At 76.1% G+C, this 19,903-nt stretch carries 19 protein-coding genes; 8 read left to right on the top strand and 11 right to left on the bottom strand.

Going from position 1 to position 19,903, the window contains the following annotated elements; genetic code table 11:
- Positions 1–42 precede the first annotated feature (42 nt).
- Positions 43–921, top strand: a complete 879-nt coding sequence (locus ABT238_RS22925; RefSeq protein ID WP_350783019.1) for an alpha/beta fold hydrolase — start codon at positions 43–45, stop codon at positions 919–921.
- Positions 922–982: 61 nt separating this feature from the next.
- Positions 983–1,765 carry an SDR family oxidoreductase gene (locus ABT238_RS22920; RefSeq protein WP_350561290.1) on the top strand — a complete coding sequence of 261 codons (783 nt, stop codon included), beginning with the start codon at positions 983–985 and terminating at the stop codon, positions 1,763–1,765.
- Between the two features lie 31 nt (positions 1,766–1,796).
- Here ABT238_RS22920 and ABT238_RS22915 read toward each other — a convergent pair whose 3' ends face one another.
- Complete coding sequence (locus ABT238_RS22915) at positions 1,797–2,060, bottom strand: dsRBD fold-containing protein (RefSeq protein WP_350561288.1); 264 nt, start codon at positions 2,058–2,060, stop codon at positions 1,797–1,799.
- Between the two features lie 365 nt (positions 2,061–2,425).
- On the opposite strand from ABT238_RS22915, the gene ABT238_RS22910 reads away from it, so the two are divergent.
- Together ABT238_RS22910 and ABT238_RS22905 are read left to right on the top strand one after the other, a co-directional pair.
- Positions 2,426–3,442, top strand: a complete 1,017-nt coding sequence (locus tag ABT238_RS22910) for a DMT family transporter (protein ID WP_350782987.1) — start codon at positions 2,426–2,428, stop codon at positions 3,440–3,442.
- An 18-nt stretch (positions 3,443–3,460) separates the two neighbouring features.
- Entirely contained in the window at positions 3,461–4,126 is a 666-nt protein-coding gene (locus ABT238_RS22905; RefSeq protein ID WP_350782979.1) for a DUF6629 family protein, read from the top strand.
- Between the two features lie 649 nt (positions 4,127–4,775).
- On the opposite strand, the gene ABT238_RS22900 is transcribed toward ABT238_RS22905, so the two are convergent.
- On the bottom strand, positions 4,776–5,420 hold the full coding sequence (locus tag ABT238_RS22900; protein ID WP_350561281.1) for a LuxR C-terminal-related transcriptional regulator: 645 nt from the start codon (positions 5,418–5,420) through the stop codon (positions 4,776–4,778).
- The gene (locus ABT238_RS22895) at positions 5,408–6,562 is read right to left on the bottom strand and encodes a sensor histidine kinase (RefSeq protein WP_350782960.1); all 1,155 of its coding nucleotides are present in this window, start codon (positions 6,560–6,562) and stop codon (positions 5,408–5,410) included. The genes ABT238_RS22900 and ABT238_RS22895 overlap by 13 nt, the downstream gene beginning before the upstream one ends.
- 113 nt (positions 6,563–6,675) lie before the next feature.
- Between ABT238_RS22895 and ABT238_RS22890 the strand changes: the two genes are divergently transcribed.
- Entirely contained in the window at positions 6,676–7,914 is a 1,239-nt protein-coding gene (locus tag ABT238_RS22890) for a serine hydrolase domain-containing protein (protein WP_350561277.1), read from the top strand.
- Between the two features lie 52 nt (positions 7,915–7,966).
- Here ABT238_RS22890 and ABT238_RS22885 read toward each other — a convergent pair whose 3' ends face one another.
- From ABT238_RS22885 to ABT238_RS22875, 3 genes are all read right to left on the bottom strand, one after another.
- The gene (locus tag ABT238_RS22885) at positions 7,967–9,364 is read right to left on the bottom strand and encodes an MFS transporter (RefSeq protein ID WP_350782938.1); all 1,398 of its coding nucleotides are present in this window, start codon (positions 9,362–9,364) and stop codon (positions 7,967–7,969) included.
- Positions 9,361–9,993, bottom strand: a complete 633-nt coding sequence (locus ABT238_RS22880; protein ID WP_350561273.1) for an ArsR/SmtB family transcription factor — start codon at positions 9,991–9,993, stop codon at positions 9,361–9,363. The genes ABT238_RS22885 and ABT238_RS22880 overlap by 4 nt, the downstream gene beginning before the upstream one ends.
- Positions 9,994–10,063: 70 nt before the next feature.
- Entirely contained in the window at positions 10,064–10,939 is an 876-nt protein-coding gene (locus ABT238_RS22875) for a histidine kinase (RefSeq protein ID WP_350782907.1), read from the bottom strand.
- A 321-nt stretch (positions 10,940–11,260) separates the two neighbouring features.
- Between ABT238_RS22875 and polX the strand changes: the two genes are divergently transcribed.
- On the top strand, positions 11,261–12,991 hold the full coding sequence (polX, locus tag ABT238_RS22870) for a DNA polymerase/3'-5' exonuclease PolX (RefSeq protein ID WP_350782896.1): 1,731 nt from the start codon (positions 11,261–11,263) through the stop codon (positions 12,989–12,991).
- Positions 12,992–13,278: 287 nt separating this feature from the next.
- On the opposite strand, the gene ABT238_RS22865 is transcribed toward polX, so the two are convergent.
- The 3 genes from ABT238_RS22865 to ABT238_RS22855 form a co-directional block, all read right to left on the bottom strand.
- Positions 13,279–13,962, bottom strand: a complete 684-nt coding sequence (locus ABT238_RS22865; RefSeq protein WP_350561267.1) for a response regulator — start codon at positions 13,960–13,962, stop codon at positions 13,279–13,281.
- A gap of 66 nt (positions 13,963–14,028) precedes the next feature.
- The gene (locus ABT238_RS22860; protein WP_350782857.1) at positions 14,029–14,418 is read right to left on the bottom strand and encodes a hypothetical protein; all 390 of its coding nucleotides are present in this window, start codon (positions 14,416–14,418) and stop codon (positions 14,029–14,031) included.
- A 244-nt stretch (positions 14,419–14,662) separates the two neighbouring features.
- On the bottom strand, positions 14,663–15,901 hold the full coding sequence (locus ABT238_RS22855; RefSeq protein WP_350782840.1) for a sensor histidine kinase: 1,239 nt from the start codon (positions 15,899–15,901) through the stop codon (positions 14,663–14,665).
- A gap of 283 nt (positions 15,902–16,184) precedes the next feature.
- Here ABT238_RS22855 and ABT238_RS22850 point away from each other — a divergent pair, with 283 nt between their 5' ends.
- Both ABT238_RS22850 and ABT238_RS22845 read left to right on the top strand, forming a co-directional pair.
- The gene (locus ABT238_RS22850) at positions 16,185–16,745 is read left to right on the top strand and encodes a hypothetical protein (protein ID WP_350561261.1); all 561 of its coding nucleotides are present in this window, start codon (positions 16,185–16,187) and stop codon (positions 16,743–16,745) included.
- A 58-nt stretch (positions 16,746–16,803) separates the two neighbouring features.
- Complete coding sequence (locus ABT238_RS22845) at positions 16,804–17,538, top strand: (2Fe-2S)-binding protein (RefSeq protein ID WP_350782813.1); 735 nt, start codon at positions 16,804–16,806, stop codon at positions 17,536–17,538.
- 33 nt (positions 17,539–17,571) lie between these two features.
- Here the strand turns inward: ABT238_RS22845 and ABT238_RS22840 are convergent, their stop codons facing one another.
- Together ABT238_RS22840 and ABT238_RS22835 are read right to left on the bottom strand one after the other, a co-directional pair.
- The gene (locus ABT238_RS22840) at positions 17,572–18,552 is read right to left on the bottom strand and encodes an SMP-30/gluconolactonase/LRE family protein (protein ID WP_350782797.1); all 981 of its coding nucleotides are present in this window, start codon (positions 18,550–18,552) and stop codon (positions 17,572–17,574) included.
- Between the two features lie 139 nt (positions 18,553–18,691).
- Complete coding sequence (locus ABT238_RS22835; protein WP_350782779.1) at positions 18,692–19,765, bottom strand: hypothetical protein; 1,074 nt, start codon at positions 19,763–19,765, stop codon at positions 18,692–18,694.
- Positions 19,766–19,903: the final 138 nt, after the last annotated feature.

The following is a 19,903-nucleotide window of genomic DNA, read 5'->3' as shown; positions in this document are numbered from 1 at the left end:
ACATGCCCGCCGAGCGAGTACGTCAAACCCTGGGGGAAGACTATGTCCGCACACCCCGCCGCCCCCGCACGGGAGGCCTTCCTCGCCGCCTACGACGAGGCCCTCTCCCGCTGGCCCCTCCCCGTCGAGGCGCTCACCGTCCCCACCCCGTTCGGCGCCACCCGGGTCAACGCCTGCGGTCCGCGCGGCGGCCGCCCGCTCGTCCTGCTGCACGGCGGCGGCGCCACCGCCACCTGCTGGTCCGCCACCGCCGCCGGCCTCGCCGGAGCCGGCCACCGGCTGCTCGCCGTCGACCTCGTCGGCGATCCGGGCCGCAGCACCCTCGACCGCCCCCGCCTCGCCGGCCTGCCCGACCTGCTCGGCTGGCTGGACGCCGTCCTCGACGGACTGGACGTGCCCGCCGCCGACCTGGCCGGCCACTCCTACGGCGGGTGGATCGCGCTGCGCTACGCCCTGCGCGCCCCCGCCCGGATCCGGCGGCTCGCGCTGCTCGACCCGACCCGGTGCTTCGCCGGCTACCGCGCCCGCTACCTGCTGCGCGCCCTGCCGCTGCTGCTCCCGCCGCGCCGCGCCGCCAAGGCCCGCGGCTACCTCGACTGGGAGTCCGGCGGCACCGGCCTCGACCCGGCCTGGCGCGAGCTCTACGCCCTCGGCTACGCCGGCTTCCCCGCCGCCCGCCCCGTCACCGGCCCCCGCCCGGGTGCGACGGAGCTGCGCGCGCTGACCGCCCCCACCCTCGTCCTGCTCGCCGAACGGAGCCGCACCCACGACGCCCGCGCCGTCGCCGCCCGCGCCCGCCGGGCCCTGCCCGACGCCTCGGTCGCCGTCCTGCCCGACGCCTCCCACCACACCCTGCTGACGGCCCACCCGGACGAGGTGACCCGCCGCCTCACCGCCTTCCTGGCACCCGGCCACCCCTGACGCGGGACCGGAGGAAAACCGGGTTGCCGTTCCCGGGCGGCCGGCCGGAGGATCTCCTCCTGTGACGACTGCCGAGAAGACGTTCGACACCGCGAGGCCGGTCGCCCTGGTGACCGGCGTGGGCCGGTCCGTCGGCATCGGCGCGGGAATCGCCCGCCGGCTGGCCGAGGCGGGCTGGAACATCGCCTTCACCTACTGGACGCCGTACGACGCGCGCATGGCCTGGGGCGTCGAGGCGGACGCCGCGGCGACCATCGCCGGGGCCCTGGAGGGACGGGGTGCCGACACCGTCGCGGTCGAGGCGGACCTGGCCGACCCCGAGGCGCCGGGGCGGGTCTTCGACCGGGCCCAGGGCAGGCTCGGCCCGGTCACCGCGTTGGTGATGTGCCACTGCGAGTCGGTGGACTCCGGCCTGCTCGACACCACCGTGGAGAGCTTCGACCGCCACTTCGCCGTCAACGCGCGTGCCACCTGGCTGCTGATCCGGGAGTTCGGCCGTCGCTTCGCCGGCGCTCCGGGAAGCGGACGGGTGATCGCCCTCACCAGCGACCACACCGTCGGCAACCTGCCCTACGGGGCGAGCAAGGGCGCGCTCGACCGGATCACCCTGGCCGCCGCCCACGAACTCGCCCACCTCGGGATCACCGCCAACGTGATCAACCCGGGCCCGGTCGACACCGGCTGGATGTCCGACGACATCCGCGACCACGTCCTGAGCCGGACGCCCCTGGGACGCCTGGGCAGCCCTCAGGACACCGCCGACCTGGTGGACTTCCTCTGCTCACCGCGGGGCCGGTGGATCAACGGCCAGTTGCTGAAGAGCAACGGCGGTCTCGCCGGCTGAGCCGCCGGCCTGCGCCGACCACGCGGCCGGATCAGTAGATCAGGTACCCCGGCCGGTGCCCCTCGTCCTCGATCTCCCCGTCGGCCTGGGCCCGCAGCTTGCGGGACAGCGCCTCCAGCGCGCGCGAGGCCGCGACCTCCTCGCCGATCCTGGCGAGCGGGCGGTCGTCCACGCTCCTGGTCGACTCCCCGTGCGCGGTGAGGCCCGGGGCCCGGGCTCCGGTCAGCCTCGCCTGGCATCCGGTGTGGACGCCGTCCTCCTCGAAGCTCAGCTCCACATCCCACTGGTTGTGCATGGCCGCACCTCCTGGCGCCGCCCCCGTCGCGCCTGATCGGGCCGGTACGGGCGGTGCTCCGCGGCGTCCGCCCACACCAGCGTGCGCCTCCCCGCACGGCGGGGGCAAACCGGGCACCGGGCCCCGCGCGGGCCGCCCGTGCGACGCGGTCACCGCACCGCCCCGACCGCCCGCGACCCGCCGGGCGGGGCCGCTCCACGGGTCGGCGCCCCACCCCGGCGGTAGGCTGACCCCAACGCGCCGATGCCGCGGGACACCCCGCTCCGGACCACCGGGCCGCGCGGCCGGAGCCGCCCGGGGCGCCGTCCCCGGAGCCCGGCGGCGGTGCGGTGCGGTGCGGTCAACAACCCTCGGGTGGTTCCTCCGTGGCGGTCTTCATCCTGGCGCTGAGCGCCGCCTGCTTCCTGGGTCTGGGATTCGTCCTCCAGCAGCACGCGGCGCAGCAGGCCCCGCGTGCCGACCTGCTGCACTGGCGCCTGCTGCTGGACCTGCTGCGGATGCCGCAGTGGCTGCTCGGCACCGGTTTCATGATCACCGGGCTGATCCTGTCCGCGCTCGCCCTCAACCACGGCGAGGTCTCGCTCGTCGAACCGCTGCTCGCCACCAACCTCATCTTCGCGATGGCGCTCGCGCGGGTGCTCACCCGCCAGACGCTCGGCCGCTCCGGCTGGGCCGGGGTGCTGTTGCTGGCGCTCGGGGTGACGGCGTTCATCGTGGCGGGCCGTCCTAGCGGCGGCGGCCCGCCGGCCGGCGAACTGCGGCACTGGCTGGTCGTCGGCACGGTGGTCGGGCTGACGCTGCTGCTGATCTCCACGGCCCGCCGGCTGCCGCTGTTCGAGGAGGCGACGGTGCTCGCCCTGGCCGCCGGTCTGCTCTACGGGCTCCAGGACGCGCTCACCCGCACCACCACCCAGCGGCTCGACCACGAGGGGCTGCAGGCCGTGCTGCGCAGCTGGCAGCCGTACGCGGTGGTGGCGGCGGGGGTGGTCGGGCTGCTGCTGGTCCAGAGCGCCTTCGAGGCCGCGCCGCTGCGGATGTCGCTGCCCGCGCTGACGGCCGCCCAGCCGATCACCGGGATCGCCTGCGCGGTGGGGTTCCTCGGTGACCGCCTCCGGGTCACCCCCGGCGCCCTGGCCTGGCAGGCGGCCGGGCTGGTGGCGATCGTGGTCGGCGTGGTGGTGATCGGCCGCCACCCGGCCCTGCCCGGCACCGTCGGCGACGTCCTGGAGTCCACCGGCGAAGTCCCGGAGAACGCCGCCGAGGACTCTGCCGAGGACTCCGACGACGACGCGGACGCCGCGGACGCCGACGCGGCTGCCGAGGGCCCGCCCGGCGAACGGACCCACGACCGGCCCCGCGACCGACCCGCCGACCCCGACTGACCGGCCGCAGGAGCCCCCATGTGCTGGAGTGCCCGGGCGGACCTCGTCGTCGGCGGCGCGGTGACGGCCGTCGGCGTCCTCTGCCTGGTCCGCACCCACCGGGCGGGCCGGCCGGAACGCCTGCCGCTCGCCGCGCTCCCGCTCGTCCTCGGCGTGCACCAGCTGATCGAGGCCGCGGTCTGGCTCGGCGCCGACGGCGACCTGCCCGCCGGCCCGGCCACTTGGGCCCGCACGGCCTGGGCGGTGATCGCCCTGCCCCTGCTCCCCCTCCTGGTCCCGGTCGGCGTGCGCCGCGCGGCCCTCGACGCGGGCCGCGCCCGGCGGCGGCTGCTCACCGCGCTGGTCCTCCTCGGCATCCTGGTGGCCGTGCCGCTGGCCCACGCCGTCGCCACCCACCCGGTCGCCGCCACCGCCCACGCCCACACCCTCGACTACCGCATCGGCGTCCCCCACCCCGCCCTGCTCCTGGCGGGCTACCTCCTGGCCACCGTCGGCGCCCTCCTGCTCAGCGGCGACCGCGTCCTGCGCCGCCTCGGCGTGCTCACCGCAGGCGCCGCCCTCCTCTGCGCCCTGCTCTGGCGGCTGGCCTTCATCTCCACCTGGTGCGCCCTCGCCGCCCTGGCCTCCGCCCTGCTCCTGCACTGGACCTCCGCCCCCGAGCGTCAGCGCCGCGAGGGCGACTGACGCACAGGAATCCGGTCGCGGCACGGATCACCGGCCGAGGCCGAGGGGGAAGGGTCCATGAGAACGCTGCCCGCCGTGACCGGCCTCGACGACTTCGACGCCCTGGTCGTGCGGACCGACCACCGGGACGAAGCGAGCGGGCAGGCGGTGGCGGCGGAGCTGGCCAGGCCCTGGGGCGACCGGCACTACGCTCCGACGAGAACCTGGCGGTCGTCTTCCTCGCCGACCGCGCGACGATGCGGGGGGCGGCCCGGGATCGCCCCGACGGGTCACGGCGGAGATGGTGAGCCCACCCGCCGACCGGGACAGCGGCGGACACTCGGTCCGGCCGTCGGCCGGCCCTCCGACGAAGGTCACCAGGACGGTGATCGAGTTCGGGAGCGGGGTAGCGGGCGTCTCCACCACCGCCTTGTCGCTCGGGGCCGCCGCGTGCCCCAGGCTGCCGCGGCCCGCGAAGGCGGCGGCGTTGCGCGCACACCGGTCCGCGCACGTCCCCGGGCCGCGTCCGAGCGGTCGCCGCACCGTGTCGGTCCGGGCCCCGACGGTGTCGGCGCGCATCAGCCCGAACCCCTCCATGACCGCGTCGGCCGGCGCGTGGAGGGCTCCCCCGGGGCGGCGGGACCGGACGGCCGCCGCCCGCTGATCGACGTCAGCGACGGCTCAGATAGGTGAGGACGGCGAGGACGCGGCGGTGACCGCTGTCGGCCGGCGAGAGGCCGAGCTTGGCGAAGATGTTGCCGATGTGCTTGTGGACGGCGTTGTCGGTGATCACCAGCCGGGCCGCGATCGTGGCGTTGTCCTTGCCCTCGGCCATCAGGGCGAGGACCTCGCGTTCGCGCGGGGTGAGGACGGCGGTCGGGTCGTGCGCGGGGCGGGTCAGGAGCTGCCCGATCACCTCGGGGTCCATGACGGTGCCGCCGGCGGCGACCCGCCGCAGCGCGTCGACGAACTCGCCCACCCGGCTCACCCGGTCCTTGAGGAGGTAGCCGACGCCGCCGCGCCCGTCGGAGACCAGCTCGCCGGCGTACTGCTGCTCGACGTACTGGGAGAGGACGAGCACGGGCAGGCCGGGGTGCTCGCGGCGGGCGCGGATCGCGGCGTGGATGCCCTCGTCGCGGAAGCCCGGCGGCAGCCGGACGTCGACGATGGCGACGTCCGGCCGGTGTTCGGTGACGGCGGCGACGAAGCCGGGGGCGTCCCGGGTGATCGCGGCGACCTCGAAGCCCTTGGCCGTCAAAAGGAGTTCCAGCCCGCTGGACAACAGGACGTTGTCCTCGGCGATCACGACCCGCACGGCAGGCTCACCTTCATCGTGGTCGGGCCGCCGCCGGGGCTGTGGAGGTGGACGGTGCCGTCGAGAGCCCGGGCCCGGTGGCGGATTCCGGCGATGCCGCTGCCCTGCGACTCGTCGGCGCCGCCGACCCCGTCGTCGGTGACCTCGACCGACAGCCGGTCGTCCTCACGGGCCACGCGCACGGTGGTCCGGGTGGCCCGGCTGTGCTTGGCGGCGTTGGTGAGCGCCTCGGCGATCGCGAAGTAGGCCACCGCCTCGACCGCGGCGGGGACCGTGCCGAGGGCGCCGACGTCGAGGGTGGTGTCGATCGCCGAGCGGGACCCCAGCGCGGAGAGCGCCCCGGCGAGGCCCCGGTCCGCGAGGATCGGCGGGTAGATCGTCCGGATCACCGCACGGAGCTCCGCCATCGCCTCCTCGGTGTTCTCCTGCGCCTCCGCCAGGAGGCCGGCCACCGTCGCGGGGTCCTCGTCCAGCAGCTCGCGGGCCACGCCCAGCCGCATCGCGATGGCCACCAGCCGGGCCTGGGTGCCGTCGTGCAGGTCGCGTTCGATCCGGCGGAGTTCCGCGCCGTGCGCCTTCAGCGCGCCGGCCCGCGTCTCGGTCAGCGTCTCCACCCGCCGCGCCAGCCGCTCGGCGGCCGACGGGGACAGCAGCGCGACACAGGTCCGGGCGTGCAGGCGGGCCAGCCGCGGCGCGAGCCAGCGGGTCAGGGCGGCGAGCAGGACCGCCTGGGCGGTCCCCAGGGTCAGCGCCGTCCCCCACCCCGACAGCGGGACACCGGCGCCGAAACCGCCCGCGCGGGTGCCGTCGGGCAACGCCCACCACAGGGGCACCGTGACGGCCGTGCTCACCGCGTTGCCCGCACAGAGCACCATGACGATGCCGAACGCCAGACTGCCCACGGTGCAGGCGGCCAGCCATCCGAGCACCCGCCGCGCACCGACCCGGACGGGGCCGGAGGCCGGGGCGAGCAGCAGCCGGTCGGCGCGCCGGCGGTGCCAGGACGCCCAGGCGCGGGCCGGCCCCGGCACGAGGAGTACGGGTAACGCGACCAGGGCGACCACGGCGGCGCACAGGCTTCCCAGGAGATACCCCAGAGCACGCCACATCGCCCAAAGCCCGCCCGCCCCGTGATCGTTCACCCGCACAAGTCTGGGCCATCGGGACCGGGCCCGGCACTACAGCCCACTACCCCTTTTTCCCACCCGTGGGCGGTACCGCCCACCCGCCCCGACCGGACCTAGCGTCAGGACCCATGACGAGTTCACCGATTCCTCCCGCCCGGCGGACCGGCCGGTGGAGCCTGGCGCTGGCCGCCGTCGCGGCCGGCGCCCTCTCCACCGGTGCTCCCGGCGCGACGGCCGCCCCGCAGCACGACGACCGCGCCCAGCTCCGCCTCCGGCTCCAGCGCGACGCCGACGCGCTCACCGCGCTCGGCGTGACGGGAGTCCAGGCCCGCCTGGCCATCGCCGACGGCCGGACCGTGACCGCCACCAGCGGCGTCGCCGATCCGACGACCCGACGGCCGGTCCCCGGGGACGGCCACTTCCGGATCGCCAGCGTCACCAAGGCGTTCGTGGCGACCGTCGTCCTGCAACTCACCGGCGAGCACCGGCTCTCCCTGGACGACCCGGTCGAACAGTGGCTGCCCGGTGCGGTCTCCGGCAACGGCAACGACGGCCGCGCGATCACCGTTCGCCATCTGCTCCAGCACACCGGCGGCCTCCACGACGACTATCCGGACTACACCTCGGCGGAGGACTTCGCCCGGCACCGGTACGACACCTCCACACCCGAGCAGACCGTCGCCCGGGCGATGCGGCACCGCCCGGACTTCCTGCCCGACGACAAGACCTGGGGCTACTCCAACACCGGCTACGTCCTGCTCGGCATGATCATCGAGCGGGCCACCGGGCACCCCTGGCACGAGGAGGTGCGGGACCGGATCGTCCGGCCCCTCGGCCTCGCCCACACCTTCCGGCCGGGCAGCTCGCCCGCCCTGCCCCGGCCGCACGCCCGGACCTACCAGCGGTTCGCGGCCGGCGAGCCGCCGGTGGACGTCACCGAGCAGGTCGGCCCGGGCATCAACGGCGAGGCCGGACTCGTCTCCACCACCGCCGATCTCAACCGGTTCTTCCGCGCCCTGCTCGGCGGCCGGCTCCTGGCCCCGGCGCAGCTGGAGCTGATGACCCGGACGGTGGAGATCAGCGAGCAGTACGAGCGGTTCATGCCGGGCGCCCGGGACGGGCTGGGGATCTTCTCGCGCCCACTGACCTGCGGCGGGGTGTACTGGGGCCACGAGGGCGGCGACGCCGGCTGGATCACCGCCACCGGCGTCACCGGCGACGGCCGGCGCAGCGTCACGGTCTCCCTGTCGGGCGTCATCGCCGATTCCGAGGACGCCGTCCTGCGCGTGGCCGAGGCCGAGAACCGGCTGGTCGACGACGCCCTCTGCGCGGGCACGACGGCGACGACCGAGGACCGGCGGCACTGAGGCGCCGTCAGGCCGACCACCGGATCGTGGCCGCCCCGGCGCCCCCGCGCCGTCACTCCGCCGGCTCTCCGGCCGCCGCGCGCACCGGCGCGGGCGGCGGCGATGCAGACGGCGCCGGCAAGGCGGGCGACGCGGGCGGGGCGGCCCCCGCCCCGGCGTGACCGCGCTCGCGGTCCATCTCCCGCCACTCCGGTCGCAGCCCGGACAGGGTCGTGGTGGCGAAGTACAGCGCGCCGGCCCCGAGCAGCACCGGTATCAGCCCCGTCATCGTCACCAGCGCACCGGCCAGCAGGCCGCCCAGCGGGATCCCGGCCCAGGCGAGCGAGTCCCCCAGGGCGTTGACCCGCCCGAGCAGGTGGCGCGGCACCCGCTCGAACAGGACGGCGCCGAGGATCGGGTTGATGAACCCGGAACCGAAGCCGCCCACCACGAACACCACCAGCACCACGCTGATCGGCACGTCCAGGGCCAGCACGACGAACCTCGGGGCCCCCGTGAGCAGGAAGCCGACGAAGTACACCGTGCGCCGTGGCAGCCGGTGGGCGACCGCCGCCGCGATCAGGCTGCCGGCCACCGCCGCGACCCCCCAGACCGTCCCGGTCAGGCCGATCGCGCCCGGGCCGCCACCGGTCTCCTGGGCCCAGACGGGGACCAGTACGGCCACGAACGCCACGTCCAGGAGGTTGGTCACCGAGATCATCACGATGATCGTCATCAGCAGCGGGTCGCGCCGCAGGAAGGCGAAGCCCTCCCGGAACAGCTGCCAGTAGCCGGCCGGCCGCTCCTCCTCGCCGGCGCCGGCCGGGGGCGGTACGGCGGCGCGGCCCGCCCCGGCCGGCAGGACGACGGCGATGACCAGCGAGCCGAGCGCGAAGGCGATCGCATTGGCCGTCAGACCGGCCATCGGACCGAGCAGGGCGACCAGCCCGCCGCCGACCGCCGGGCCGGCCGTGGTGGCCAGCCGCTCGGTCACCCCGGACAGGCCGGTGGCCCGCTCCAGCGGGATCCGGCCCAGCTCGGCAGCCTCGGGAACCATGACCTCCTTGGCGAGGTCCCCCGGGCCGCGGGCGGCGCCGATCACCGCGACCATCACCAGCAGCAGCCAGAACGGCAGCAGCCCCAGGGCGTGCAGCAGCGGCACGAGGCCGGCCGCGACGGCGCTCACCGCGTCCGTGGTCCAGGAGACCGTCCGCGGCCCGAGGCGGTCGACCACCGGGCCGGTGAGCGCCTTGACCAGCACGTAGGGCGCCATTTCGACGAACGCGACCACACCGGTCATCGTGGCGCTGCCGGTGGTGGCGAGCACGAACCACGGCAGGGCGATCGCCGACACCCTCGTCCCGGTCAGCGAGACGGCCATCGCCGTGAGCACGCCGGCCAGCGGCCGCAGGCTGCGCGGCGCGGGCACGCCCTCCGCGGCCGGTGAGGGGACGGAGACCCGGGCGGTCATGACCGCCCCGCCGGCTCGTCACCGGCCGCGCCGCGCTGCGGCTCGGGCAGCACCTGGACGACCACGGCCACCCGGTCCGTGCCCTCCGGCCCGGGCGCCGCCGGATCGACCCGGCGGTAGCGGGCGATCACCGCCGACAGCTCCCCGGCCAGGGACCGGGCCTCCGCCGGGGTGAGCTGGAGCACCATGTCGCTGAGGTCCAGCGCGTGGCGCCACTCCACCGGCATGGTCTCGTACGCGTTGAGCGCCGTCTGGGTGGTCAGGGTGTGCGCCGCCGCGATCGAGCGCAGATAGCCGGCCGCCGCCTCCGGCTCCTGCTCCGCGAGGTCGGTGTCCGTCCACCACGTCACCTGGTGGACCGCCTTCCACCAGCGGTCGCGGGCGTTGCCGCGCTCGGTGTCCTCGGCGACGAAGCCGGAGGCCGCCAGCTGGCGGAGGTGGTAGCTGGTCGCGCCGGAGTTCAGCCCCAGCTGCTCGGCCAGCCTGGTGGCGGTGGACGGGCCGTTCTTGCGCAGCAGCCCGATCAGCCGCACGCGCACGGGGTGGGCCAGGGCCCGCAGCCCCTTGGCGTCGATCACGACGTCGGTCTGCGGATCCGGACTGTGCGGCCACCTTCGGTCATCGGTCATGGCAGCACGATAGAACCGCAAATGATCCTTCGCAAAGGGTTTTTGCGAAGAACTCTTTGCGGATTCGAACTCAGTCCCGCGCCACGCTCAGCACCACGACCACCGTGAGCCCGCCGCCGGGCGTCTGCTCGACCATCAGCCGGCCCCCGGCCGCCCGGACCAGGCCCGCCATCGACGGCCCCATCCGCTCGGCCCCGCCGCCGTACCCCCCGGCGCCGTCCGCCCCGCCGAACAGCCAGCGCCGCGCCTCCGGCGGCTGGGACGCGCCCCGGTCCACCACCCGCAGCTCGACCCGGGCCGGCTCCACCCCCCACGGATCCGACCCGCCGAAGAACGCGGCGAACCCGGCCCCCGACGACCCCGCCCCCGACGACCCGGCCCCGGCCGTCCCGTCCCCGCCGCCCGACCCGCGCCGCCCGCCGGACCGGCCGTCCGGCCCCGGCAAAGGATCGGCCCGCACCAGGACCCGGGCCCCCGGCGGATTGCGGCGGATCGCGTGGTCCACCAGCCCGGCCAGCGCCGCCTCCAGCCGTACGGAGTCCGCGACCACCACCGGCAGCCCCACCGGGACCCGCGCGGTCACCGTCGCCGCCCGCCCGCCGCCCCGCAGCACCCGCCCCACCAGCTCGGCCGGCTGCACGTGCCGCGCGTCCGGCACGCAGCCGCCGGCCCGGTCCGTCCAGCGCAACCGTTCCAGCTCCGGACGGGTCAACAGCTGCGGCCCCGCCATGCCGCCGGGCCCGGGACGCCCCGGCCCGCCCGCGCCCGGCCTCCCGGCCACACCGCCGACCACCCCCGCGCGCCCGTCCGCTTCCGGCCGCCCGCCCCCGCCGACGCCCTTGAGCAGCCGCGCGCCCGCCAGCGCCCCGGACCGCCCGAGCGGGCCGAGCCCGCCCAGCGCCCGGGCGCCCGACGCGACGTAGCCCCAGAGCCTTCCGCCTGCCATCGCCATTGCCCCTCGTCCCGCACGGACCGGACGCGCCGCCACCGCGGCGGCCCGGTGCGGGCCGCTTCCCCGGCCCTGCGCCAAGCCTGCGCTTCCGCCGCCCGGGTGACAATCCGGCCCCGGGGCCCCGGGAGCCACTGCCACCCCTCCGACCAGCGGGGCCGTCACCCCCCGACCGGCGGGAGCACCGCACCGGCGCGCGCCCTCCGCCGTGCGCCCCCGAACCCGTCCGCCGGCCCACCGACGCACCGGGCCAACGGCCCTCGACCGCCCGGCCTGTTCAGCCCGGCCCGTTCAGCCCGGCGAACCTAGACTGACCCCATGGCCCGGCTCAACGACAAGGTCAGGGAACTGCTCCAGGAGTACGCCGACCTGATCTCGATCACCGGTGGCGACGCCTTCCGCGCCCGCGCCTACGAGAAGGCCGCCCGGGCGGTCGGCGGCCATCCCGAGGACATCGACGGCCTCGACGTCAAAGGGCTCCAGCAGATCCCGGGCGTCGGCAGGTCCACCGCCGAGAAGATCGCCGAGTACCTCGCCGACGGGCGGATCGGGGCGCTGGAGGAGCTCCGGGCCAGGATCCCGGCCGGGGTCCGCGCGATGATGTCCGTCCCCGGCGTCGGCCCGAAACGCGCCCTCGCCCTCTACCGCGACCTCGGCATCGCCTCCGTCGAGGAACTCGCCGAGGCGATCCGCGCCGACCGGCTGAGCGAGGTGCCCGGCCTCGGCGAGCGCAGCGGCGAGAAGATCCTGCACGGCATCGAGCTGATGCGGCAGTCCGGCGGCCGGACCCTGCTGGACGCCGCCACCGCGCTGGCCGACCAGCTCGTCACGGCGCTGCGGGCCGTCCCGGGGTGCACCCGCTGCGCGTACGCGGGCTCGCTGCGCCGGATGCGCGAGACGGTCGGCGACATCGACGTGCTGGCCACCGCCGAGGACTCGGCGCCGCTGATGACCGCGCTCGCCGGGCTCCCCTTCGTGGCCGAGGTGATCGGCACCGGGCCGACCAAGACCTCGGTGCGCACCACGGACGGCGTCCAGGTGGACCTGCGGGTGGTCCCCGAGGAGGACTGGGGCGCGGCGCTGGTGTACTTCACCGGCTCGAAGGCGCACAACATCAAGCTGCGGACGATGGCGGTCCGGGCCGGGCTGAAGCTCTCCGAGTACGGGCTGTTCCGGGTGGAGGGCGGCGAGAAGGTCGTCTCGGAGAGCGAGGAGGAGGTGTACGCGGCGCTCGGCCTGCCCTGGATCGCGCCGCCGCTGCGCGAGGACCGCGGGGAGATCGAGGCCGCGCTGCGCGGTGAGCTGCCGGAGCTGGTGACCGAGCAGGACCTCCGCGGCGACCTGCACACCCACACCGACCTGACCGACGGGCTGGCCACGCTGGAGGAGATGATCGACACCGCGGCCGCCCGCGGCTACGCGTACTTCGCGGTCACCGACCACGCGCCCGACCTGGTGATGCAGCGGATGACCGACGAGAAGATGCTCGCCCAGCGGGAGCGGCTGCGCGAACTGGCCGGACGCCGCCGGCGGATGCGGCTGCTGCACGGCACCGAGCTGAACATCGGACCGGACGGCACGGTGGACTGGCCGGCTGGGTTCCTCGCCGGGTTCGACGTCTGCGTGGCCTCCGTCCACTCCCACTTCGGCGCCGACCGCGACGCCCAGACCCGCCGGCTGATCCGGGCCTGCGAGAACCCGCACGTCCACGTCATCGGCCACCTCACCACCCGGCGGATCGGCCGGCGCGGGCCGATCGACGTCGACCTCGACGCCGTCTTCGCGGCCGCCGCCCGGACCGGCACCGCGATCGAGATCAACAGCTCGCCCCAGCGCCTCGACCTGCGGGACGAGGACGTGCTGCGGGCCAAGCGCCACGGCGTGAAGTTCGCGATCGACAGCGACGCGCACGCCACCCCGCACCTCGCCTACCCCCGGTACGGGATCGGCACGGCGCAGCGCGCCTGGCTGACCACCGAGGACGTGATCAACACCTGGACGTGGCAGCGTCTGAAGCGGTTCCTGCGCAAGGACGCGCTGCGCGGCTGACCCCCCGGGCACCCGGTGTCCGTTCGAAGGGGATTCTTCGCATTCGTGGGGAATTCTTCCCGGAGCCCCCTGGTGCATCCGCCGTCACCGGCGCATGATGGGAAGTGGACCTGCGGGGTCAGAGGAAGTTCGACCGCAGGAGGCAGTGGCGACAGATCCAGAAGGATCAGGGTCTGCCGCTGGTACCTCGGTCGACGATCGAACCTACACGGCCGGAGGAGCGATCCGGAGGCCGATCTCGACCCCGCAGGTTCCGTCCGCCCCGATCGCGCCGCCCCGATCACGCCTCACGGCGCGGAGGGCACCGCGTACCCCATCTCCCAGGCGTGCACGGCGATGCCGACCCGGTTCTGCACCCCGAGCTTGCGCTGGATGCTCGCCACATGCGTCTTGACCGTGCCCGGGGAGATGAACAGCTCGGCGGCGATGTCCGCGTTGGTCCGCCCGGCCGCGACCTGGCCGGCGATCTCCACCTCGCGTTCGGTCAGCGGCGCCGCCGGGGCCGAGCGGCGGTCCACCCGCCGGGGCGCGGTGACGTGCTGCAGCAGCCGCACGGTGACCGACGGACTGATCAGGCTCTCCCCGCCCGCCGCCGCCCGGACCGCCTCGGCCAGCAGCGCCGGGCCGGACCGTTTCAGCAGGAACCCGGAGGCCCCGTGCCGCAGGGCCGGGTAGACGTACTCGTCGAGGTCGAAGGTGGTCAGCACCACCACCCGCACCGGCGTCACCGCCCCGGGTGCGGCCAGCCGCCTGGTCAGCTCCAGACCGTCCATCCGGGGCATCCGGATGTCCACCAGCGCGACGTCCGGGCGCAGTTGGGCCGCGAGTTCGAGCGCGGCGAGCCCGTCGGCCGCCTCGCCGACGACGGTGATGTCGGGCTGGGCCTCCAGGATCCGCCGCACGCCGCGGCGCACGGCCTCCTGGTCGTCGGCGATCAGCGTGCGGATGGGCTCCGGGTGAGGACTCGTCACGCACGGCAGTCTCGCACGGCCCCGCCGTGGGGCCGTGGCGCAGGGCCCCCGCACGCGCTCCCGGACTCAGGCGCTCCCGGCGCCCTTGAGGTCGGTCGCCCGGCCGTCGCGCAACACCGTGACGTGCGGCGGGACTTCGACGCGGAACCGCGCGTCGCAGTTGGCGATTCCGGAGCAACTCGCCACCAGGGTGAGCGTGTCCCCCTCCAGGGACCAGCTGGTCCGCTCCGTGCCGATCCCGTCCGCCTTGAACCAGCGGGTGATCTTGACGTCCTGACGGTCCGTCGCGACGAGGTCGGTCGGGACGTGATGCCGCGCCACGACGTTCAGGGTGCTGCCGCCGAAGCCGAAGACCGTCGACTCGGGCTCGGCGTCCCCGGCCCTGGCGCAGCCGGCGACGGCGGCCAGCAGCACGGCCAGCGCCAGGGCCGCGCCCGCGACGGGCACCCGGCTCACGGGCCGCCCCGGCCGCCGCCCGCCCCGCCCCCGACGGCCCCGACGGCCCGGGGCCGACCCGGAAGCCCCCGCGGAAGCGACGGAAGCGGCGGGTACGGCGGAAGCGGCGGGAACGACAGGTACAGCGGCCATGGCGGCTCCTCCTTCGACGGGCACGTCGGTCACGCCCACGAGCATCGCCTCCCGCCGCGCCGCCGCCATCTGCCGATCGGCAGATCTTCGACGCCCGTCCCCGGTCCCGCCCCTACCGAACGGGCAGTTCGCAACCGGTCCGCCACCCCGACGGCCGCAGCGGCCCCGCCTCCAGCGTGCCGCCGTGCGCGGCGAGCCGTTCGGCGAGCGCCACCAGCCCGGTGCCGCCGCTGCCCGGTCGGCGCCGGAGCAGCCCCCTGACGCCCGACCGGCTCCCGCCGTCGTCGCTCACCGACACGACCACCCCGCGCACCGCGCCCCCGTCGCCACCCGTCCGCACCTCCACCCGCACCACCGCCTCGGCGGCGCCGGGCGCGTGCCGCCGCACATTGGTGAGCGCCTCCAGCACCGCCGCGTACGCGGCGGCCTCCGCCTCCCCGGAGAGCAGGCCCGCGGCCTCCGGTGCCGCCTCCAGCCGGGCCCGGACCGGCCCGGTCCCGCCGAACCGTTCCACCAGCTCCGGCAGGTCCGCCAGCCCGTACACCCGGGTGGCACCGGCCGCCGCCACCGGGGAGCGCGACTCTCCCCCGTCCTCGCGCGGCTCCCGCAGCGCGCCGACCATCGCGTCCATCGAGTCCAGCGCGCGCAGCCCGGCCTCCTCCAGCCGCCGCAGCAGCGCGGCCGTCTCCTCCGGCGTCTGGCCCGGCAGTTGCCCGGCCTGCGCCTCCAGCACGATGCCGGTGACCTCGTGCGCGACGAAGTCGTGCAGCCCGCGCGCCACCTCCAGCCGCTGCTCGCGCCGGGCCCGGTCGACCGCCCGCTCGCGCCGCACGTCCTGCACCCGCAGGTAGAGGGCCACCCCGACCACCACGGTCAGCGGCAGCAGCGAGAGCAGCAGGACGGCCACCGCGCCGGACCAGCCACCCTGCGGGCTCCGGAGGATCCAGCGCAGCGGTACGGCCAGGACCGCCGCGACCGTCAGCACGCCCGCCGCGACCGCCCACCGGCCCCGGGAACGCCGGGCCACCCGCCCCGCCAGCACCAGCAGCGCCGTCCACTCGAACGGCAGCCAGAACGCGGGCAACCGGTACGGGCCCGGGTAGCCGAGGTCGAGCAGCAGCGAGAGTGCCGCCACCCCGCCCGCCGCCCCCGCGAGCGTCACCCGCCGCGACGGCCACGGCGCCGCCGCCACCAGCGCCGCCACGGCGGCCGTCACCGCCAGGAGCAGCGCGGCCCCGCGCTGCCCCGGGTGCGCCAGCACGACGGGCAGGAGCGCGAACAGCGCCGCCACCGGCGCCGCCGGCCGCCGCAGCCCGGCGAACCGGCCGGCCGGACCACCCCGCTCGCTCACGGCAACGCGGATGCCGTGAACGGGGGATGCGCTGGCGGACCGGCCCGGGGACCGGTCCGCCGAGGATTCGGCAGGCATGCGTCCGAGCCTATGCTCCGCTCCCCCGGCCACGCTGACGCGGGCCACCCGCCGGGGGGAGGCGGAAGTCCTCCCCGGGCAGGGGCAAGCCCCCACCACAGCGGGAGGTGTGACGGCCGGCGGGCGGGCACGGTGGTGCGTGACCGAACGGGCGGAACGAACCGCCCTCCCCGCTCCACCTCCGGCCCAGGAGAGGACCGACCCGATGCGCTTCCGCCCGACCACCACCGCCCGCGCCGCCCGCGCCGCCTCCGCCACCGCGCTCTGCCTGCTCGCGACGGTCGCCGCCGCGGCACCCGCCTCCGCCGCGGAGGGCTCCGGCGCGGCCTCCTCCTCCGCCCGGCTGCGGGGCAGCGGCGGAGCCACCCTCACCAAGGACTTCCGCGGCATGGAGGGCGATGCCGTCCACTTCGAGATCGACGCCCGGACGGACCTCAACAACGCCCCCGGCCACGCCCGGGGCCACTTCCACGTCACCCACCACCGCCCCGACGGCGCGCTCGTCGCCGACTTCGAGGGCGACCTCACCTGCCTCGCCGTGGGCGGACGGACCGCGATCGCCACCGGTGTGATCACCAGTGGCACCGTCCCGTGGTTCCCGGACGTGCCGTTCCTGGGCTCGAAGGTCTCGCTCACCGTCCAGGACGAGGGGCGCAACGACCGCCTGGGCTGGCTCTGGGGCGCGTTCGGGACACCCGTCTCGGACTGCCAGGGCACGGTACCGTTCCTCCGGACCGACACCAGCAGCTTCACCGTCCGGGGCTGACGCCCCACCGCCCGCCGGTCCGCGCACCCGCCGCCCCACACCCCGGAGGACCGGTCCGATGAGCGAAGCGCCCGACTACGGCCGGCTCGCCGCCCTCGGCCCGTACTTCGCCCTGGACGCCGCCGGCACGCCCGGCCAGGGGCCGCCGCCGGGCCACCGACCGCTCCGGGATCTCTACGCCCCGGGCCCGGACGGGCTGTTGGCGGGCCGGGTGCAGGAGGTGGCCCGGCGGCTGGGCACCACCGAGGCCCGGGTCGCCGCCTCGACCCTGCACCTCGGCCTGGCGGCCAGGTTCTGTTCGGTGGGACTCGGCGCGGCCGCCCTGCTCGGCGAGGTGCCCGACCTGACCCCCGACCGGGCCTGGGTCCGGGTCCCCGAGCAGGGGCCGATCGATCTCTGGGTGCCGTACCGGTCCGGGTCGACGGACCGGGCTGCGCTCGCCGACCGCTTCCGGCGGACCGTCGTCGAGGGGCAGCTGGCGGAGCTGGCGGCGGCCGTCCGGGGCACGGTCCCGCTCGCCGAGGGGCTGCTGCGGGGCAACACCGCCTCCGCGCTGGCGGGCGCGCTGCGCGTGCTGGAGGCCCACCCCGCGTACGGGGCGGGCCGCACCCCGGCCCGTGCGCTCGTCGCCGAGGTGCTCGGCCGCCCACCACTGGCCGGGACCGGCGCGTTCGCCGGGACGCCGGCCGGCCCCGCGTTCCGGCGCACCAGCTGCTGCCTGTACTACCGGGTCGGCCCGGGCGCGGGTGTCTGCGGCGACTGCTGCTTCACCCGCCCGCCGGGCCGCCGCTGACCGGGGCGCACCGGCGCCGCCGGGCCGTCCGCGCTACCGCTCCAGCGTCGCGGCCAGCAGGTTCGGGTCCGCCAGGGTGAAGAATGCGGCGCTCGGCACGTACACGGTGTCGCCGCCGATCGCGACCGAGGTGGGGTTGGAGAGGCCGTCCGCCGCGTCGAGGACCGTGTGGCGGGTGCCGTCCGAGGCGAGGTGCACGACCTCGCTGGAGGGGTTGAGCGTCGCGAGCACGTCGTCCCCGGCGCCGACGAAGGCGAAGTCGTCGAACCCGTCGAGGCCCGTGGCGCGGACCTCCACCGGGCCGGCGGTGCCGTCCGGGCCGACCGGGATGCGCAGCAGGGAGCCGGTGTCGGTGTTGCCGACCCACACGGCGCCGTGGTGCACCTTGAGTCCGTTGGCGCCGAAGGCGGTGACCGGCTTGAGCAGGGCGTCGTCGGACCAGACCTCCGGGGCCCCGCCGTCCAGCGGAACGGCCCGGACCAGGCCGAGCACCGAGTCGGCGGAGTAGAGCACGCCCGCGTGCTCGTCCAGCGCGAGGCCGTTGGGCAGGCCGTCCGCGGGGAACGCGGCGATCCGCTCGGGCTCGCCGCCGGGGCAGAGCCGCCAGAGGCCGGTGAGGTCCTCGGTGCCGGTGGCGTAGGTGAAGTACAGCGTGCCGTCGTGGGCGCGGGCCAGGCCGGAGACGACGGCCGCGCCGAGCATGGGGGTGGCCGGGTGCTCGGGCGCGGGCAGGGTGGCCAGGACGGTGAGCCGGCCGTCCGGGCCGACCCGGCCGACCTGGCGGGCCAGGGAGAAGGTGAGGTCCACCGAGCCGTCGGGCTCCAGGGCGATGTTCTCGGGCTGGAGGTGCTCGGCGATGTCGAAGTGGGCGACGATCCGCGGGTCGGAGAGCGGTGGCGCCACGGCCACGGCCGGGGTGGCGGCCAGCAGCGCCAGCGCGAGGGCGGCGGCCGGCGCCGCGGAGAGCAGGGCGGCGCGGGCCGGGCGGGCGGATCGGTGGAACGGTCGGGGCACGGCGGTACTCCTCGGGAGGACGGACGGCCGGGCAGCGGCCTGGCGTCAGCAGAGCACGCCGCACCCGGCCGCTCCGGCGCCGCCGGGCCGTGCCGCCGCGAGGATCCCCCGGCCGGCCGCGCGCCGTCCGGACGGACGGTCAGACCGCGACCGCCGACTCCTCCATCTCCTCCTCCGCCCCCGGCTCGTCCCGGGACCCGAGGGCACCCCCGGCCCCGGCCAGGCCGCGCCTCTCGTACAGCGCCGCGGCGGTCACCAGCGCCCCCGCGGCCGCCAGCCAGAGCACCAGCACCAGCACGTTCCCGGCGAACCCGGCGCCGCCGTCGAAGTACAGCAGGCTGCGCGCGCCCTCCAGGAAGCCGGCGCCGGTCCAGAAGGAGTGCAGCCCGCCGAAGAACCCGTTCTGCAGGTCCGGCCGGTAGACACCGCCCGAGCTGGTGAAGTTCAGCATCACGAACAGCACCATCATGACCAGCGTGGTCCACCGCTTGAGGAAGCCGTGCAGGCCGATGCCGATGCCGATCACCCCGGCCGCGTACAGCCAGCCGAGCGCCCAGACCCCGGCCAGGTCGTGGTCCACCACGTGGAAGACCGGCCCGGCGGTGACGATCCCGATCACGCTCACCACGAGCGAGACGCCGAGGCCGACGAGCACCCGGATCCGCATGCTCAGCGCCGCCCCGGCCGCGCCGATCACCGCGACGCTGCCGTAGGAGCCGATGCTGAGCGCGACCAGCAGGAAGAACAGCCCCTGGCCGGTCGGGTCGCCCTGGCTCGGGGTGGTGAGATCGGTGACGGCCAGCGGCGCGCCCTGCTGTCCGGCGACGCGCTGGATCACCTTCTCGGCCGCCATCGCCGAGGTGTCCGAGTTCGCCTTGGCCACCAGCAGCTCCGGGCGGTCCGCGTCCGGCACGAAGGCCCCGACCAGCTCACGGTCCAGCAGCTGCCGCTCGGCGGCCGCCCGGTCGGGCAGCGTCGCGACGTCCAGCGCGTCGCCCGCCGCGCCCCGCACGGCTCCGGCCAGCTCCCGCGCCTGTGGGGTGGTGCCGACGACGGCGACCTTCAGGTGGTGCGGCCCGGGCTGGTGGAAGGCGCCCTGGTAGGCGAGCGCCATGCCGAGGCACATCAGCAGCGGGGTGAGCAGGTGGAGTGCCAGGTGCTTGAGCGCGTGCCCAGGGGCGGGCGCCGCGGTGGTGGTCCGGGATGTGCTCATGGGATTCGGTCCATCCTCCGACGGGAAGATCACTGCGTGGATCATTGGGTGGTAAATGCAACTATCTGGATGCAGTCTACAACCACTGCGGGGACGGACCGAAGTCCGCCCCCGCCGATCCGTCCTCGCCCGCTACGG

The sequence above is a fragment of the Kitasatospora sp. NPDC001527 genome (assembly GCF_040298605.1).
GTDB lineage: Bacteria > Actinomycetota > Actinomycetes > Streptomycetales > Streptomycetaceae > Kitasatospora.
Note: the sequence above shows the minus strand (reverse complement) of the source record. Positions and strands in the feature narration are given on the sequence as shown.